This window comes from Alkalibacterium indicireducens (assembly GCF_039522005.1).
Lineage (GTDB): Bacteria > Bacillota > Bacilli > Lactobacillales > Carnobacteriaceae_A > Alkalibacterium > Alkalibacterium indicireducens.
This window is the reverse complement of sequence record NZ_BAAADA010000132.1, coordinates 1-16,700: the sequence shown is the minus strand read 5'-3', so window position 1 is coordinate 16,700 and position 16,700 is coordinate 1. Positions and strand designations below refer to the sequence as shown.

The 16,700-nt window shown below is 42.9% G+C and carries 17 protein-coding genes; 16 read left to right on the top strand and 1 reads right to left on the bottom strand.

The window, feature by feature from the left end; genetic code table 11:
* Positions 1 to 118 precede the first annotated feature (118 nt).
* The 15 genes from fba to ABFX15_RS07980 all read left to right on the top strand — a co-directional run bounded on the left by fba (position 119) and on the right by ABFX15_RS07980 (position 14,814).
* Entirely contained in the window at positions 119 to 976 is an 858-nt protein-coding gene (fba, locus tag ABFX15_RS08050) for a class II fructose-1,6-bisphosphate aldolase (protein WP_346024943.1), read from the top strand.
* 185 nt (positions 977 to 1,161) lie between these two features.
* Positions 1,162 to 2,136, top strand: a complete 975-nt coding sequence (locus tag ABFX15_RS08045; protein WP_346024942.1) for a nuclease-related domain-containing protein — start codon at positions 1,162 to 1,164, stop codon at positions 2,134 to 2,136.
* A 609-nt stretch (positions 2,137 to 2,745) separates the two neighbouring features.
* Entirely contained in the window at positions 2,746 to 3,816 is a 1,071-nt protein-coding gene (locus ABFX15_RS08040) for an LLM class flavin-dependent oxidoreductase (RefSeq protein WP_346024941.1), read from the top strand.
* Positions 3,817 to 3,828: 12 nt separating this feature from the next.
* Positions 3,829 to 4,395 carry an NADPH-dependent FMN reductase gene (locus tag ABFX15_RS08035; protein ID WP_346024940.1) on the top strand — a complete coding sequence of 189 codons (567 nt, stop codon included), beginning with the start codon at positions 3,829 to 3,831 and terminating at the stop codon, positions 4,393 to 4,395.
* Positions 4,396 to 4,634: 239 nt separating this feature from the next.
* On the top strand, positions 4,635 to 5,195 hold the full coding sequence (locus ABFX15_RS08030; protein WP_346024939.1) for a biotin transporter BioY: 561 nt from the start codon (positions 4,635 to 4,637) through the stop codon (positions 5,193 to 5,195).
* Positions 5,196 to 5,287: 92 nt separating this feature from the next.
* Positions 5,288 to 6,559: a UDP-N-acetylglucosamine 1-carboxyvinyltransferase gene (murA, locus tag ABFX15_RS08025; protein WP_346024938.1), complete on the top strand. Its 1,272-nt coding sequence runs from the start codon at positions 5,288 to 5,290 to the stop codon at positions 6,557 to 6,559.
* Positions 6,560 to 6,585: 26 nt separating this feature from the next.
* Positions 6,586 to 7,842, top strand: coding sequence for a transcription termination factor Rho (gene rho / locus ABFX15_RS08020; RefSeq protein WP_346024937.1), 1,257 nt, complete (start codon positions 6,586 to 6,588; stop codon positions 7,840 to 7,842).
* A 199-nt stretch (positions 7,843 to 8,041) separates the two neighbouring features.
* Complete coding sequence (locus ABFX15_RS08015) at positions 8,042 to 8,296, top strand: type B 50S ribosomal protein L31 (RefSeq protein WP_091265428.1); 255 nt, start codon at positions 8,042 to 8,044, stop codon at positions 8,294 to 8,296.
* 161 nt (positions 8,297 to 8,457) lie between these two features.
* Positions 8,458 to 9,513 carry a D-alanine--D-alanine ligase family protein gene (locus ABFX15_RS08010; RefSeq protein WP_346024936.1) on the top strand — a complete coding sequence of 352 codons (1,056 nt, stop codon included), beginning with the start codon at positions 8,458 to 8,460 and terminating at the stop codon, positions 9,511 to 9,513.
* 36 nt (positions 9,514 to 9,549) lie between these two features.
* Positions 9,550 to 10,944: a UDP-N-acetylmuramoyl-tripeptide--D-alanyl-D-alanine ligase gene (locus ABFX15_RS08005; protein WP_346024935.1), complete on the top strand. Its 1,395-nt coding sequence runs from the start codon at positions 9,550 to 9,552 to the stop codon at positions 10,942 to 10,944.
* 322 nt (positions 10,945 to 11,266) lie between these two features.
* Positions 11,267 to 12,730, top strand: coding sequence for a degradosome RNA helicase CshA (cshA, locus tag ABFX15_RS08000; RefSeq protein ID WP_346024934.1), 1,464 nt, complete (start codon positions 11,267 to 11,269; stop codon positions 12,728 to 12,730).
* A gap of 183 nt (positions 12,731 to 12,913) precedes the next feature.
* A complete protein-coding gene (acpS, locus tag ABFX15_RS07995; protein ID WP_346024933.1) occupies positions 12,914 to 13,267 on the top strand; it encodes a holo-ACP synthase in 354 nt (117 codons plus the stop codon).
* Positions 13,268 to 13,470: 203 nt separating this feature from the next.
* Positions 13,471 to 13,722 carry a hypothetical protein gene (locus tag ABFX15_RS07990; RefSeq protein ID WP_091479935.1) on the top strand — a complete coding sequence of 84 codons (252 nt, stop codon included), beginning with the start codon at positions 13,471 to 13,473 and terminating at the stop codon, positions 13,720 to 13,722.
* A gap of 71 nt (positions 13,723 to 13,793) precedes the next feature.
* A complete protein-coding gene (locus ABFX15_RS07985; protein ID WP_346024932.1) occupies positions 13,794 to 14,150 on the top strand; it encodes a type II toxin-antitoxin system PemK/MazF family toxin in 357 nt (118 codons plus the stop codon).
* Positions 14,151 to 14,319: 169 nt separating this feature from the next.
* Entirely contained in the window at positions 14,320 to 14,814 is a 495-nt protein-coding gene (locus ABFX15_RS07980) for a QueT transporter family protein (RefSeq protein ID WP_091265412.1), read from the top strand.
* 89 nt (positions 14,815 to 14,903) lie between these two features.
* On the opposite strand, the gene cbpA is transcribed toward ABFX15_RS07980, so the two are convergent.
* Positions 14,904 to 15,542, bottom strand: coding sequence for a cyclic di-AMP binding protein CbpA (gene cbpA / locus ABFX15_RS07975; RefSeq protein WP_346024931.1), 639 nt, complete (start codon positions 15,540 to 15,542; stop codon positions 14,904 to 14,906).
* A 124-nt stretch (positions 15,543 to 15,666) separates the two neighbouring features.
* On the opposite strand from cbpA, the gene ABFX15_RS07970 reads away from it, so the two are divergent.
* Entirely contained in the window at positions 15,667 to 16,374 is a 708-nt protein-coding gene (locus ABFX15_RS07970; protein WP_091265408.1) for an O-methyltransferase, read from the top strand.
* Positions 16,375 to 16,700 lie beyond the last annotated feature (326 nt).

Genomic DNA, 16,700 nt, shown 5'->3' with positions numbered 1-16,700 from the left:
GAGAGACAACCTAATGATTAATACTAGTTTTATTGTGAAATTTTGTATATAATAATAAGCGAGACCGAGGGCGTATATCGGTTTAAAAAGTGCGCAAAAATTTGAGGAGGCTATATTTATGAGTCGTTTAGTAAGTATGACAGACATGTTGAACAAAGCTTTGGCTGAAAAATATGCAGTTGGGCAATTCAACATCAACAACTTAGAATGGACACAAGCCATTTTACAGGCAGCACAGGAAGAAAAATCTCCAGTAATTTTAGGTGCTTCTGAAGGAGCAGTTAAATACATGGGTGGATTCACTGTTGTTTCTGCTATGGTTAATGCTTTACTTGAAGAAATGGACATTACAGTTCCTGTGGCTCTTCACCTGGACCACGGTTCATCATTTGATACATGTAAAGCTGCGATCGATGCTGGATTCTCTTCAGTTATGATCGACCACTCTCATGATCCAATCGAAGACAACATTTCTTTCACTAAAAAAGTGGTTGAATATGCTCACTCTAAAGGTGCGTCAGTTGAAGCTGAAATCGGTACTGTCGGCGGAGAAGAAGACGGCGTTGTCGGTGGCGTAATGTACGCTGATAAAGAAGAATGTAAACGTATTGTTGACGAAGCTGGAATCGATGCCCTAGCAGCTGCTCTAGGATCTGTACACGGAGACTACGACGGAGAACCTAAACTTGGATTTGACGAAATGAAAGAAATTTCTGAACTGACAGGTGCACCACTTGTACTTCACGGTGGATCAGGTATCCCAACTCACCAGATCGAAAAAGCAATCGAATACGGTCACGCTAAAATCAACGTAAACACTGAGCTTCAGCAAGTATGGGCTAAGCGCACACGTGAAGTTATTGCTACCAACGAAAAAGTTTACGATCCTCGTAAAATCATCGGACCTGGTAAAGCAGACATCACTGAAACAACTAAAGCTAAAATGAGAGAATTCGGTTCTTCAAACAAAGCTTAATTAAAATAAAATAGAGACGCGAGGGCCCGTGCTTTCCCGTCAACAGAATCACCCTCTTGAGCTGTCGCCAGTTCCTGAGGGTGATTTTTTTATGAAAAGTGAGGTCCGTTTTTGAGTGAAAATATTCTGCTTTTGATAAACGCCGCCAGTCAATTTCGTGAGAATTCAATCATTTGGACAATATAATGAATGAAGACAAATTGATCAGCTGGAGGAAAGAATCAATGAAGGTAATGAAGCCGCGGGAAGCATCTAAAGAACTCAACGTGCTGAGAGCTCTGAACCAAAGGCAGGCATATTCATTTGAACAGAAGCAGAATCTACTGAATATGGAGAAGGGATTTATTGGTGAAAGGCAGTTCGACGAGATGGGAGAGAAGTATCTGGAGCAGGAGTGTGTGATGCTGCAGGATCTTTCGCTGACCATCAAAGGAAACACAGTGCAGATCGATTCAGTTTTCCTGACTTCAGAAGTCGTGTATATCTTTGAAGTCAAGAACTACGAGGGGGACTTTATTATGAAAGATGGCGACATCTATACAGTAGCCGGCCAGGAGATATCGAACCCGCTCACCCAGCTTAATCGAACGTCGTCTCTTCTGAGGCAGCTGCTGCAGTCCTGGCAGGTCAAAATGAGTATCGAAGGCTACGTTGTGCTTATCAATCCGGCATGTATGCTGTATCATGCGACACCTGCCGACCCGTTCATTTTCTATGGGCAAATTCAATCCCGTCTGACCGAAATCAATCGTAGACAGCGGAACGAGCCATGGGGAATAAAAAAGATGAAGAGACTGGCAGAAAAACTGATTGAAGAACATAACAAGGAAGGGCGCATTCAAATCAAAAGGCCGGCGTATACTTATGAGGAGTTGAGGAAGGGGATAGCTTGTACGCGATGCAGTAGTTTTAGTGTGCAAGTTAATCAACGCTCATGTAAATGTTTAGTTTGCGAGCATTCATCGTCATTGAACAGTGCAGTCATCCGACAAATTGAAGAGTTTATACTTTTATATCCTGCTGAATTACTGACGACTGAAAAAATATATAGATGGTGTGGACAAATTATTCCAAAAAAAAGAATACGTGGGATACTCTCTGAAAATTATACTAGAGTAGGAAATAAATCAGGCACAACTTTCAAAAAAGAGAGTAAATAAGGAGTGTAATCGTCATAGGACGATTACATACGCCCACTCAGATAGATTTTGTCTTTGAGTGGGGAATAAATATCATACTATTGCCCACTCAGTGAATCTGGACTAACGAGTGGGTCATAAATGACAAATTAGTGCCCAGTCAAAATCGATTTGGATTTGAGTGGTAAAAAGATTGCTGATTACTACCCACTCAACAGAACCATGCTATTGAGTGGGCAATAGTAGGACAAACAGAGAGAAAACCACCCAAAAACGATAGAACCTCCACAAACCAGACAGTTCAAAATAATGAAGCGGTCGGCTCGACCGACCGTTTTCCACTTTAAAAGCCCTTAAAGGATAACATACGAAACCAAGACGGCAAAAAAACATACGAATTAGAGATAAAAGACTTACTATAAGTTAGCTTATGGTGTATACTGTGTAACAGAAGGTGAAGTAGAGCACACATAAGTCATTAGAAAGACTGGATTGCTGCTACTGAAACTAGAACAACTCGATTGGGCGGGGAAAAATGAGGTTATGATATCCTCTGCCCGCCGAATCTGAATGAGATCCCCCAGTAAAAGTCGAAGCACCGACTGAAATTTAAACGAAAAGAGTGATGACATGAGTTTTAAACAATACCGAATCGATGACAGCAAAGGCCTGGAGTTCGGCTTGTATACTTTAGGTGACCATTTAAAGAACCCGCATATAGACAAACGGATTTCGCCTCAGCAGCGGCTGCAGGAAATCATTGAAATGGCTAAGCTGGCAGAAGAAGCAGGCATTGACCTGATCAGCGTAGGAGAAAGCCATCAGGATCACTTCATTACGCAGGCGCACTCGGTTGTTCTGTCGGCAATCGCCCAAGCGACAGAAAAAATTAAAGTGAGCAGTTCATCCACAATCATCAGTACGTCTGACCCGGTGAGAGTCTACGAAGACTTTGCCACGATCGATCTGATTTCAGGTGGTCGGGCAGAAATCGTAGCGGGACGAGCTTCCCGTGTAGGCTTGTTCGAGCTTTTAGGATATGATCTGCATGATTATGAAGAACTGTTTGAAGAGAAATTTGAACTTCTGCTACAAATAAATAAAGAAGAAGTCGTCAACTGGGAAGGAGAATTTCGTCAACCACTAAGGGATGCGCATATTCTTCCACGTCCGCTTAATGGAAGCCTGCCGATATGGCGTGCTGTCGGTGGCACACCGGCCAGTGCAATGAAAGCTGCTTATCAGGGCGTGCCGATGTACCAAGCGATGCTAGGAGGACCAGCGTCTGTATTCAAGCGTCCGATTGATGCCTATAGAGAAACACTTGAAAGTCTTGGCCAGGATTCATCAGAATTTCCTGTTGCGACAGCTGGCTTCTTTTATGCAGCGGACACGACGCAACAGGCATTGAAAGAATATTACCCGCATATCAACGAAGGCATGAAGCTGACAAATGGACGTGGTTTCCCTAAGCAAGCATTTGCCCAAGGTGCTCATCTAAAAAATATCATGAACGTCGGCAGCCCCCAGGAGATCATCGAGAAAATCCTTTACCAGCATGAGACATTCAATCACCAGCGCTATATCGCTCAAATGGATTTCGGCGGCGTGCCGTTTGATAAGATCATGCGAAATATAGAGTTGATAGGAAATGAGATTTTACCGGCAGTCAAAAAGCATACAGCCAAAGCGAAAGCATAAGGAGTGACTAGAGTGAATATTACCCTGCTATCCGGCTCGACGATCGGGTCTAAAACGAGAACAGCGATGAACTATACAAAAGATATCATTGAACGAAACTATCCTGATCATGAGGTTACCCTTCTGGATCTGGCTGATTTTGAGCTGGTTTTCAGTGATGGACGGGACTTCAGAGAATATAAAGGAGACACGAAAGTCGTGACCGAGACGATTATGGCGTCTGACATCATCCTCATCGGGACACCTATCTTTCAGGCATCCATTCCCGGCTCTCTGAAAAACGTGTTCGATTTTCTTCCTCAAGACGGGCTGAGAGACAAAACAGCAGGCATACTGGTGACAGCGGGATCTGCCAAACATTACCTGATTGCTGAAACACAGCTCAAACCGATCCTTGCTTATATGAAGGCTCAAATTGTTCAGACCTATACCTTCATGGAAGAAAGAGACTTCTACCGTAAGGAAATTGTCAATGAGGATGCGGTATTTAGAATCGAACGTCTAGTGGAAGACACAATGGTTCTTGCCGAGACGTATAAAGAAGCCAGACGCATTAAAGAAGAACAATATGGGTTTTAAAAGTGAATAAAATCTTACAGAACATTAACAATAGTTAGTGTTCTGTATTTTTATGTTGAAAAAAAAAGTAAACCCTGTATGATTATGAGTGTGGGCAACTGTATATTCTAAAGCATTGTTCACGTCGTCACATGCTAACCGTTCGCATTACAAGAAAATGCAAATGAACTTCTGATGATAGAAACCATCTTAATTAGTAGTTCACTATAAACTAAATGAAATGTTAGTAGGTTAAAGAAATGAAAAAACCATCTGCACATGACCTTACTCAAATAGCCTTATCCGCAGCACTCCTTGCTGTCTCTTCAATTGTCGTCTTACCAATTGGAGTTATCCCAATCACTTTACAAGTATTCTTCTTTTTATTTATTCCGGCGTTATTAGGACCAGTCAAAGGTCTGATGACGATTATTTTGTATATCGTTATGGGATTGATCGGAATGCCTGTATTTGCTGGGGGAAGCGGGGGCATGGGAAGTATTCTTTCTCCGTCTTTCGGTTATATCGCGGGAGCACTGGCTGTCGCATGGATAGTCGGGTCAGGATTAAAGAAACAGAGAAATAAATGGGAAATGACAGGGATCATGAGCCTGGGATTAGTCGTACTGTATATAACAGGTATGAGCTACCAGTATATTCTTATGAATGCCGTACTTGACTCACCGATTTCACTTGTGAGCATTGTCAGCATGAATCTGACGGTCTTTCTTCCTATTGATGCGCTTAAAATGCTACTGGCTATCGCCTTATATGACAGACTGTCCAGCTTGCCATTCGCAAGGCGTATCGTTAAACTGTAAGCAGTCCGACTTTGAAAAGTAGAATGACTTAATAGTACAAATAGAGAACTTCAGACAACCAATAATCGTATAAACAAAAGTGAGGACTTATAATGACACAAAAATTAATCGTAAATGGTGGACATGACTTATCCGGGGAAGTAACGATTTCAGGAGCAAAGAACAGCACAGTAGCGCTGATCCCAGCGTCAATTCTTGCTGATTCACCTGTTACGCTGGAAGGCGTACCAAACATTGCAGACGTCCACTCGCTCATCGAAATCCTTAATGACATGAATGTAAAAACGCACTTTGAAGGCACAACTCTGACAGTAGATCCTACAGAGATGGTATCGGTTCCCATGCCTACGGGTAAAATCAAAAGCTTAAGAGCGTCTTATTATTTTATGGGCGCGTTACTTACTAAGTTCGGACAAGGCGTCGTGGGTCTTCCTGGTGGATGCTTCCTTGGTCCGCGTCCAATCGACCAGCACCTGAAAGGGTTCAGAGCCTTGGGTGCTACTGTTGACAATGAAATGGGTGCAATGTATCTCAAGACAGATGAAGATGGTCTCCAGGCGGCGCGTGTCTACTTCGACGTCGTGTCCATTGGAGCAACGATCAATGTCATGCTGGCAGCAGTAAAAGCTAAAGGCAGAACGATCATCGAAAACGCTGCGCGTGAACCTGAAATCATTGATGTAGCGACGCTTCTAAATAATATGGGGGCAAAAGTACGTGGAGCAGGAACAGACATTATCCGTATAGATGGTGTCGAAGAGATGCATGGATGCCGTCACACTGTAATTCCTGACCGCATCGAAGCAGGCACGTACTTGATCATGGCTGCGGCAAAAGGGAAAGATGTCGTTATCCGCAACGTCATTGTCGAGCATCTGGAAAGTTTGATCGCAAAAATGGAAGAAATGGGCGTGCCTCTTGAAATTGGGGAAGATTACGTTCGTATCACCAAGCCGGAAGGGAATCTGAGAGGTGTTTCTATAAAGACACTGCCTTATCCTGGTTTTGCGACCGACTTGCAGCAGCCGTTTACACCTCTGCTTATGATGGCGCAAGGTGAATCGATGATCGTGGATACGATTTATCCGAAACGCATCAAGCACATTCCGGAACTGAACCGTATGGGTGCTAAGGCTCGTGTGGAAAGTGATGTCATCCTAATCGAAGGCGGCACACATCTTGAAGGAACCGAAGTCAAAGCCAGTGATTTGAGAGCCGGAGCTTGTCTTGTAGTAGCCGGTCTGATTGCTGAAGGACAGACGACCATTGGCGGAGTAGATAATATTCTTAGAGGATATGATCATATTGTAGAAAAATTGACCGCTCTTGGCGCAGACATTTACATGGAAGAGAGTGGCGATTAAATTATAGGAATAGGGGATAGGGACGAGTGGCAAATTTTTTAACTTTCAGTGATTTACAGAACATGACTTTAAAAGAGATTTATGAGCACGCTAAGCGATTGAAAATACCTTATTACAGTCAGATGAACAAAAAGGAACTCTCTCTGGCTGTTATTCGCGCGCAGGAAGAAAAGCAGGGGTATTTCCAGGTCAGCGGGGTGCTCGATAAAATCAACAGCCAGGACTTTGGTTTTTTACGTCCGATCAATTACTCTCATAGTAACGAAGATATTTATATTTCAGCCTCTCAGATGACGCGTTTCAGCTTGAGAAATGGAGATAAAATCACCGGTACAGCGCGTCCGCCTAAAGCGGGAGAACGGCACTACGGACTGATGAACGTCAAACTGGTCAATGGAAAGAATCCTGAAGAAGCTAGAGAACGCCCTCACTTCCCGGCCCTTACACCGTTGTATCCGGATCGTCGAATCAACCTTGAATCATCCGAGAACGAACTGTCTGCACGAATGATCGATCTCGTGGCTCCGATCGGGTTCGGACAGAGAGGACTGATTGTCGCACCGCCTAAGGTAGGGAAGACGACATTGCTCAAAGAAATTGCCAACGGAATAAAGGCAAATCATCCGGAAGTTGAACTGATTGTCCTGCTTATCGATGAACGCCCCGAAGAGGTAACCGATCTGGAACGGAGCATCGATGGAGAAGTCGTTCATTCGACATTTGATCAGCAGCCGCAGAACCACGTCAAAGTGAGCGAACTGGTTCTCGAACGTGCAAGACGACTGGTTGAGGACAAGCAGGATGTAGTTATCCTTATGGACAGCATCACACGTCTGGCTAGAGCATACAATCTTGTGGAACAGCCAAGTGGGCGTACGCTTTCAGGTGGGATCGATCCTGCAGCTCTCTACAGACCAAAGCGTTTCTTCGGGTCTGCCCGTAATGTTGAAGAAGGCGGCAGCATGACGATTGTCGCAACAGCATTAGTGGATACTGGAAGCCGAATGGACGATGTCATTTATGAAGAGTTCAAAGGAACGGGTAACATGGAAATCCATCTGTCCCGAGAACTGGCTGAGCGACGCATCTATCCGGCAATCGACATTAAAAAATCAAGTACCCGTAAGGAAGAAATGCTTCTTTCCAAAGAAGAATACGAAGCGGTCTACAAACTGCGTAGAGGGATGCGCAATGATTCACTGGAGTATACGGATCAGTTCATCAAGACATTGAGACGTTACGGGAAGAATGCCGCCTTTGTAGAAAAAGTACTTAAGCAGTAATCATCTAAATAATGCGCAGAAAAATGGGACATTCCATTGCAACAGACGGCAGGATATGTTACTATGTCTAGTGTTGCATATATAATCAAGCCGATGAAGGAGACCAGTGCCTAGCGCTGATCACCCAGTCGCTGACTTAAAGGATTAAGATAACTATGGAACCGCAGAGGTTTCATGGCATGAAGGAGTGAAAAAAGATATGAAACAAGGAATTCATCCAGAATATCGTCAAGTAGTGTTCATGGACACAACGACAGGATTTAAATTCATGTCAGGGTCTACTACAACATCAAACGAAACAGTTGAATGGGAAGATGGAAAAGAGTATCCGCTTATCCGTATGGAGGTTACATCTGACTCTCATCCGTTCTACACTGGACGTCAGAAATTTGCTCAGGCAGATGGACGTATCGACCGTTTCAACAAGAAATACGGTCTTGCAGACGAAGAATAATCGGTTTAAAGCTCTGGCTAGTCAGGGCTTTTTTCTTTGCCCAAAATATAATTGGTATCCGATACCCAATTATATTGTTGCTGCGGGAAAATATGCTAAAATGGGATTAGATTCTGTTTTGCCTATGTAATAAACTATCAGCTTAATACAGGAGGAAACGAATGAAACTTTATCTGATCTATGGAGGAAAGAGTGCGGAACATGAAGTATCCATCAAATCCGCTTACTCGATTTTACAGAAAATATATTATGATCATTACACAGTCATACCGGTTTATATCACAAGGGAAGGTCAGTGGTACAAGGCTGGAAATGTGAACAGCAAAGATGATATTCCTGAAGTGAAAGAAATGAATCAGATCGCCAAGAAACAGCCGTTCAATTTCATTGAAATGATGGAAGGTGAATCGGTAGCTTTCCCGGTGCTTCACGGCCCGAATGGTGAAGATGGGACGGTCCAAGGACTCTTTGAAGTGTTCGACATTCCTTATGTAGGAGCTGGCGTGCTTGCAAGTGCTGTCGGTATGGATAAAATCATCAGTAAAAGTGTATTTAAAGAAGCAGGCCTGCCAATCCTGCCTTACAATGAGGTAAAACTGACTGACTGGAAAGTTGATCCTGATAAAGTCAAGGACGATCTGATTCAGTATCTAGGCTTCCCGATGTTTGTCAAGCCGGCCAATCTGGGATCAAGCGTGGGTATTACCCGAGTGCTTGAAGAAACCAAGTTAAAAGAGGCGATCGAACTCGCATTCGAATACGATACAAGAATCGTCGTGGAAAAAGGCGTCAAAGCGAGAGAAATCGAAGTAGCTGTCTTAGGCAATGAAGACATTCATACATCAGTTCCAGGTGAACTTATCAAGCATAAGCCTTTTTATGACTATGAAGACAAATACCTGAACCAGGAAGTGATTAGACAGGTCCCTTCAGATATTTCAGATGAGTTGACCAAAAAGCTGAGGGAGCTGGCAGCGCGTGCCTTTCACGCTATCGATGGCACTGGGGTGTCTCGTGTCGATTTCTTCCTTACTGAAGATGGAGAAGTCTACGTCAATGAAGTCAACACTTTCCCTGGGTTTACGAACAACAGCATGTATCCTAGAGTATGGGCAAAAACGGGTCTGCCTTATGAAGATCTGATTGAAGAAGTAATTCAGCTGGGTATCAGACGTCACAAGGACCGTCTTGAGCTTAATACAAGACGAAACAAGTAAGAAGGAATCAAGGAACAGAAGGAACGGAGAGAAACAATGGCAAAATGGACATTAAAAGAAATAGCTTCAGCTGTAGATGGCAAACTGATTGATGGGGACGACAATCTGAAGATAGAAGGCGTATCGTTTGATACGCGTTCGCTGCAGACCGGTGACCTGTTCATCCCTCTGACTGCTGAGAGGAACGGGCATGATTTTATCGAAGCAGCGATTGAAAAGGGAGCGGCTGCCAGTTTCTGGAGTGATGACACAGAAAAAGCTCCGGAAGGCTTCCCGATCATAGCAGTAGCGGATACGGAAAAAGCCTTTCAGCATTTCGCGCAGTATTATCTGAACAAAGTAGGGCCTAAAGTCATCGGGATTACTGGAAGTAACGGAAAGACGACAACGAAAGACATGGTCGCAGCCGTTGCTTCTGCCAGATACCGGACGTATAAGACAGTCGGGAACTTCAACAATCACCTGGGACTGCCGTTTACGATACTCAATATGCCGGAGGATACAGAAGTGCTTGTACTTGAAATGGGAATGAGTGAACGAGGGGAGATCGAAGTGCTTTCTCAGCTGGCGCATCCTGACATTGCTGTGATTACGATGATCGGAGAATCCCATATTGAATTTCTCGGGTCGCGTGATGCGATTTCTGAAGCTAAACTTGAAATCGTTAAAGGGATGTCGAACGGCACACTGATCTATCCAGGCAAAGAACCGCTGCTTCAAGATAAAATAGCAGCAGGGTATGTGGATGCGACTGTAGGCAAGCGTCTGACTTTCGGAAAAGAAGAAGGCGTGGATCTATATCCGGTCACAGTGGAAGCCAGGTTAAAACAGACCGTCTTTACGACTAATGCGGATCCTGAACATTCATGCACGCTGCCGGTCCCTGGAATCTACAACGTTCAAAATGCACTGGCTGCTGTTCTAGTTGGAGAAGAGATCGGTATATCCAATACGGAAGCCTATGTCCAGCTTGAGAACTTTGAACTGACCAAGAACCGTCTTGAATGGATCGATGGAATCAATGAATCCACTCTGCTCAACGACGCATACAACGCCAGTCCATCATCAATGAAAGCCGTTCTACGTTATTTCCAGGAAATCGATGTCCCTAAGCGAAAAATCATTGTACTAGGAGACGTGCTTGAACTAGGTGAGCATTCAAGAGCCATGCATGAAAGTCTGAGTGAAGCGATCGACCCTAAGAAAGCCGATCTGATCGTCTTATACGGGAAAGATATGAAAGCTTTATATGATAAACTGCTGCCTCAAATGAATGAGCAGAACCTTCAGCATTTTGAAGGAGACAAGCAGCCACTGATTGATTATCTGGAGAAACAGATCAAAGAAGAAGATACGGTTCTACTGAAATCAAGCCTGAGTACAGGGATGCTCGAAGTTGTGACTAAGTTAAGTCATGGAAAAGAAGGGTAAAACGTATTCATTTCACTGAGGTATGAAAACGAGTTGAAAACAAGGCGCCCACGTGTTAAGATAACATCTGGAATGAAGTGAACCGTTCGTTTAATGGATACGTCGAATTATCCGTATAGAATTTAAAATTAAATACTGAGTCAAGTTAACTATGATCCCTGGTGTCTCGCATCGAAAGTGAGTGACGAACACTAGGGTCTTTATTTGAACAGAAAAGAAACAAATCTGTTCATTGCTTTCGAAGTTTCTCTTATGCAAGAGTGACTGTACCTTGGCTCGTAAACGAATGAACGCTAAGGAAAATATTAGGAGGAAACATTCTTTGGAATTTAATGAACTAGATTTACTACCTGAACTACTCAAATCCGTACAGAACATGGGATTTGAAGAAACAACACCAATCCAGGAGCAGACGATCCCGCTTGCACTTGCAGGAAAAGACGTCATCGGACAAGCACAGACAGGAACAGGTAAAACTGCCGCTTTCGGTCTGCCTATGCTTCAGAAAATCGACGTCAAAAACCACAATGTTCAAGGGCTTGTTATCGCCCCTACTCGTGAACTGGCTATCCAGACACAAGAAGAACTATTCCGTTTAAGCAAAGACAAGCGTGTGAAAGTAACATGTGTCTACGGTGGAGCCGACATCGGACGTCAGATCAAGCAGATCAAAGGTGGCGCACAAATCGTTGTTGGAACACCTGGTCGTATGCTTGACCACATCCGTCGTAAAACATTGAAACTGAACCAGGTTCAGACATTGGTACTAGACGAAGCTGATGAAATGCTTAATATGGGATTCATCGAAGATATCGAAACAATCATTCAGGAAATACCAGCTGAGCGTCAGACCTTGTTATTCTCAGCAACTATGCCGGCTCCGATCAAACGTATCGGTGAACGCTTCATGCAGGACCCTGAAACAGTTCGTATCAAAACGAAAACACTATCTGCTTCAACTATCCAACAGTACTATACAAAAGCGCGAGACAACGAGAAGTTTGATATCATGACTCGCCTGCTGGATGTACAGAATCCTAAGTCGGCTATCGTATTCGGACGTACGAAAAGACGTGTCGATGAACTGGCTAAAGGACTTGAAATGCGCGGATACCAGGCTGAAGGAATCCATGGAGACCTTTCTCAAGGCAAGCGTATGAGCGTCTTGAAAGACTTTAAAAAAGGTAAAATCGATATCCTAGTAGCAACAGACGTCGCTGCCAGGGGGCTGGATGTCAGCGGACTGTCACACGTATACAACTATGACATTCCTCAAGATCCTGAAAGTTATGTTCACCGTATCGGACGTACTGGACGTGCTGGTGAAGAAGGCGTAGCTGTTACATTCGTCACGCCTCATGAAATGGGCTACCTGCGTACAGTTGAAAAACTGACTAAACAGCCAATGACGTCTCTTCGTCCACCTACAAACGACGAAGCGCTTGAAAGTCAGCTGCAGACAGCTATGGCAGACATTCAGGAAATGATCGATCAGAATGGCCTGGATAAGTACGAAGCTGCTGCTGAAAAGCTCCTGAGTTCATACTCAGCTGAAGATCTGGCTGCTGCTTTAGTTAAGAACATGGTTAAAGATCCGACAGATGTACCAGTAAGCATCACACCTCAGCGTCCGCTTCCAAACAAAGATAAGCGACGTGGCGGTGGCGGAAAAGGAAAAGGAAACTATTCCAACAACCGTAGAGGTAAAGGTGGAAACCGCAACTATAAAGGTAAAGGACGTTCTGGAGATAAAGGGAACCGTTCGAATAACCGCCGTTCAAACTAATGAGCGAATTGAATAAATAAAACTAGCCGACTGATCATCTGTTCTTGTTACATTGAACAGGTGATCAGCCGGTTCTTTTTAATCTAATCTTAAATTATATGAAATGACTTTTATTATTTAATCTGGTAACATAATACAGTAGCTGATTGATTTAATATTGAGTTATAGAATTGAGGAAGACAGATGATTGCTGGTATCGGACTGGATATAGTCGATATTGAACGGATCAATAAAGCGTACATAAAAAGACCATCCTTTGCTGATCGAGTTCTGACAACTAATGAACTGGAGTATTTTCATTCATTAAAAGGAACAAGAAAGATAGAATTTTTAGCCGGCCGATTTTCAGCAAAAGAAGCGTACTCTAAGGCCTTGGGAACAGGTATCGGTAAGCTGACTTTTCGTGATGTTGAAATCCTGCCAGATGATCAGGGAAAACCTATGATCACCGTATGTCCTTTCCCTGGAAAGGCCTGGGTATCGATTTCTCATACAGGAACGATCGCAGTAGCACAGGTTATTTTAGAAGACAAATAACAAACGTTCTTGTTGAGCGGTTTTTTGAGTCAAAGAAGTGTCACAAAGAGTGGTTCAATTTGTTCGCCTTTCATGATAAACTAGCAGACAAGGAATGAGATTCTACATTTCTTTTGGCTAAGTATTCATTGAAGCTTCTGACACTGGTGTCAAGTAAGCTGGCTGTTTAGCTTTTTTATCAGTATATTTTGGAGGGCATATTCATGAAAGAGCATAGCAATAGAAAAATGGTTATTGAACTTGATCAATCAGTTTACGAAGATATCGAAGAATATTGCATGGAGACAGATACTGAAGAAACGGAACTCATGTCTGACATTTTCCACTGCTTTGTTCGGGAAACAATGAATAAAATGGATGCCATGAGGAAGGGATATGCAGAAATGGGACACATCAATTTGGAAATCTGTTCCGAATTTGATGGATGCGAGAGCGAAGCGCATACTCATATCTGATAACAAGGTTCCGGCAGCTCTTCAAACGGAACACGACCTTATCTGAAAGGCTCCTTCAAGGAGGAAAGCCTATGGTTAAGCGTGGAGATATTTTTTATGCAGATTTATCCCCGGTAGTTGGATCGGAACAAGGCGGTATGCGCCCTGTTCTGATTATACAGAACAATGTTGGAAACAAATATAGCCCGACAGTTATTGTTGCGGCAATCACAACAAGAATCGAAAAAGGTAAGATGCCGACACATGTGGAGGTCAGTGCCAAACAGGGACTGGAAAAAAATTCTGTCATTCTGCTTGAACAGATCAGAACGATTGATAAACAGCGGCTGAAAGACCAAGTCACTCAGCTGGATGCTGAAACGATGAATGCTGTTGATGAGGCCCTGTCTATCAGTGTGAGCTTGTCAAATAAATATAAACATATCTAAGGCCTTACTATACTTAGTAAAGACGGAATCTAGTCCGAATGACTGGAGTCTGTCTTTTTTGTGTATTGAAAAATTGATGTAAGCATGCTAAGCTTATCCTCGTTGTCTAAAAACGACCGTGGTTCGAAAGCGTCAACCCACGATATAAAAACTAGGAGGAAATGAAAAAATGAAAACAAAGCAATGGGTATTAAACGCCATAATAGGAGCCCTTTACACAGGTATCACACTACTTATCGCTCCGTTTGGTTTTGGAGCGATTCAGTTCAGATTATCTGAAATGCTGAACCATCTGGCAGTCTTCAATAAAAAGTATGCTTATGGTGTAACAGCCGGAGTCGTCCTGACAAATCTGATTCTCTCTCCTTTTGGAGTATACGACTGGATTCTTGGAGTTGGTCATACGATTGTCTCATTTATTGTTTTCTTTATTGTAACGAAGAAAATCCAGTCACCGATTAAGAAGATGATGATCAATACCGTTATATTTTCGGTGTTCAGCTTCATGATCGCACTGATGCTCCTGCTAATTGGGGTAGAAGAAGTTTTCTGGTTAACTTACCTGACAGTATTTCTAGGACAGTTTGTCACTATGGGAGTTGGAATCCCAATCATCCTATCACTGGATAAGAAACTGAACTTCAACAAACGAATGGAAAATTAAACAGGTTTGGCGCAAAAAAACAGTGCATGTCCCTGGTGTTCTCTTTTATAAGAGGAACAATAGGAGCAGCACTGTTTTTCTAATTAATCTTAATCGTTATGAAGGTCTTCAACTTGTACAACCTTGAAGCCTTTTCTGTCAAGAACCTTCGAGATTTCATCAACAGTTTTTCGTGAGATGCCCGGTTCAAGGGTCATGATGGTTCTGCGGACCATGTTCTCTCTCTGGACATCAAGAGTAATACAGCTCATGATCGAACAGTAGCGGTTGATCAGCTTGGAGATGTTAGCGAGATCCCCTCTTTCACCAGGAGTAGCAATGGTAAGAACGTAGCTTCCCTGATCGATACTCCAAGATTGCTGAAGCAGGTCGATCAGCGTACTGTGAGTCAGAATGCCGTAAAAATTATTGTTTTCATCCAGCACAGTAATATATGGCAGGTCCTTGATCATAAAGAAGATTTTAAAGAACGACGAATTGATGTGTACATATTTGGTCGCATTCTTAAGTAAGTGGGTAACTGGAAGGTCCATGTCACCACCGTTTGCCTTGTGGCGGTAAATATGCATTTTATAGATGTTCCCGCGGAAAATACGGCCGCTTTTATCCAGCACAGGCACGCAGCGGAAGCCGGTTTCTTCTAATAGAGTGATCGCTTCCTGTAGTGTAGCTGATTCAGATATAGTCGTGACGCTATTTTTAGGGACTGATAGTTGTTTGATAAGCATAAATCAAAAGCTCCTTCTCATCTGATTTTTCGTGTTTTCACATTTTCATTATAACAGAATCAATCTTGGTTAAGTAGATAAATCAGTGTAAAATAGAGAAAATAAAAGAAAAGAGGAATTGACATTGCATAAACGGAATGAAATGATGGATCGTCCTGTGATCAATAACGACGTTAGAGAATTTCTTAGAAGGGACCAGAAGCAGTTAGAAGGTAAATTGTTGGAGATTGAAAAATGGGCGAATGAAAACCGTGTTCCGGTCATCCCTCACGAAACAGTCGCGTTCTTTAAATGGCTGCTTCCTTTGCTCAGCCCAAAAGATGTACTTGAAGTTGGAACAGCTATCGGGTTTTCTGCGGCGCTTATGCTGGAATCCATGCCTCGGGATGGACACGTGACAACAATTGAACGGAATCCGGACATGATTGCTAAAGCGGAAACTAACTTCAAGCTCCTGGGGCTAAAAGATAAAGTCACCCTATTAGAAGGTCAGGCCAATGAATGGCTGGAAAAAATAAAGTCTAATTCAAAAGATTTCATTTTCATGGATAGTGCTAAAGCAAAATACTACAGTTTCTTTCCCGAGTGTTATCGTATTTTGAAAATGGGTGGTGTATTAGCTGTTGACGATGTTCTCCAAGGTGGAACAATACTTAATGATGAAAAGGACATTCCGAAACGTACAAGAAAGATCCACAGAAAATTAAATGAGTTTCTTGATGTAGTTCTTGATCATCCGGCAATGGATGCGGTAATCCTGCCAGTAGGAGATGGACTGTTAATGATTACAAAAAGAGACGAAGCTGATTTTTCATTTATGAAAGAAGAATAAAGCTGGTCAAGTAAAGCTTTGTTTTAGCCCACTCGAAAAAGAATTAATAAATATCCGAAAACCTGTTGACGAAAGATGGAAAACCTGGTATAGTTATATTCGTTGTTGAATAACAGCAACCAAGGTTTTCCTTCGTGTCAGCATTGTGCGGCTCAAACGCACAAAAAACTTTTAAAAAAGTTGTTGACATCTGATTGAAAACAATGTAGTGTTATAAAAGTCAGCTCGAACGGAACAACACGAAATAAAGAGCTGAACGAGATAGATCTTTGAAAACTGAACAAAGTAGAAACAACCAAATGTGCAGGGGTCTTCGATTCTTTTGG

Bases quoted from the DNA above. Each gene is read 5' to 3' on its own strand.
- fba (WP_346024943.1), top strand. From the start codon at position 119: ATGAGTCGTTTAGTAAGTATGACAGACATGTTGAACAAAGCTTTGGCT.
- ABFX15_RS08045 (WP_346024942.1), top strand. From the start codon at position 1,162: ATGAATGAAGACAAATTGATCAGCTGGAGGAAAGAATCAATGAAGGTA.
- ABFX15_RS08040 (WP_346024941.1), top strand. From the start codon at position 2,746: ATGAGTTTTAAACAATACCGAATCGATGACAGCAAAGGCCTGGAGTTC.
- ABFX15_RS08030 (WP_346024939.1), top strand. From the start codon at position 4,635: ATGAAAAAACCATCTGCACATGACCTTACTCAAATAGCCTTATCCGCA.
- murA (WP_346024938.1), top strand. From the start codon at position 5,288: ATGACACAAAAATTAATCGTAAATGGTGGACATGACTTATCCGGGGAA.
- ABFX15_RS08015 (WP_091265428.1), top strand. From the start codon at position 8,042: ATGAAACAAGGAATTCATCCAGAATATCGTCAAGTAGTGTTCATGGAC.
- ABFX15_RS08010 (WP_346024936.1), top strand. From the start codon at position 8,458: ATGAAACTTTATCTGATCTATGGAGGAAAGAGTGCGGAACATGAAGTA.
- ABFX15_RS08005 (WP_346024935.1), top strand. From the start codon at position 9,550: ATGGCAAAATGGACATTAAAAGAAATAGCTTCAGCTGTAGATGGCAAA.
- acpS (WP_346024933.1), top strand. From the start codon at position 12,914: ATGATTGCTGGTATCGGACTGGATATAGTCGATATTGAACGGATCAAT.
- ABFX15_RS07990 (WP_091479935.1), top strand. From the start codon at position 13,471: ATGAAAGAGCATAGCAATAGAAAAATGGTTATTGAACTTGATCAATCA.
- ABFX15_RS07985 (WP_346024932.1), top strand. From the start codon at position 13,794: ATGGTTAAGCGTGGAGATATTTTTTATGCAGATTTATCCCCGGTAGTT.
- ABFX15_RS07980 (WP_091265412.1), top strand. From the start codon at position 14,320: ATGAAAACAAAGCAATGGGTATTAAACGCCATAATAGGAGCCCTTTAC.
- cbpA (WP_346024931.1), bottom strand. From the start codon at position 15,542: ATGCTTATCAAACAACTATCAGTCCCTAAAAATAGCGTCACGACTATA.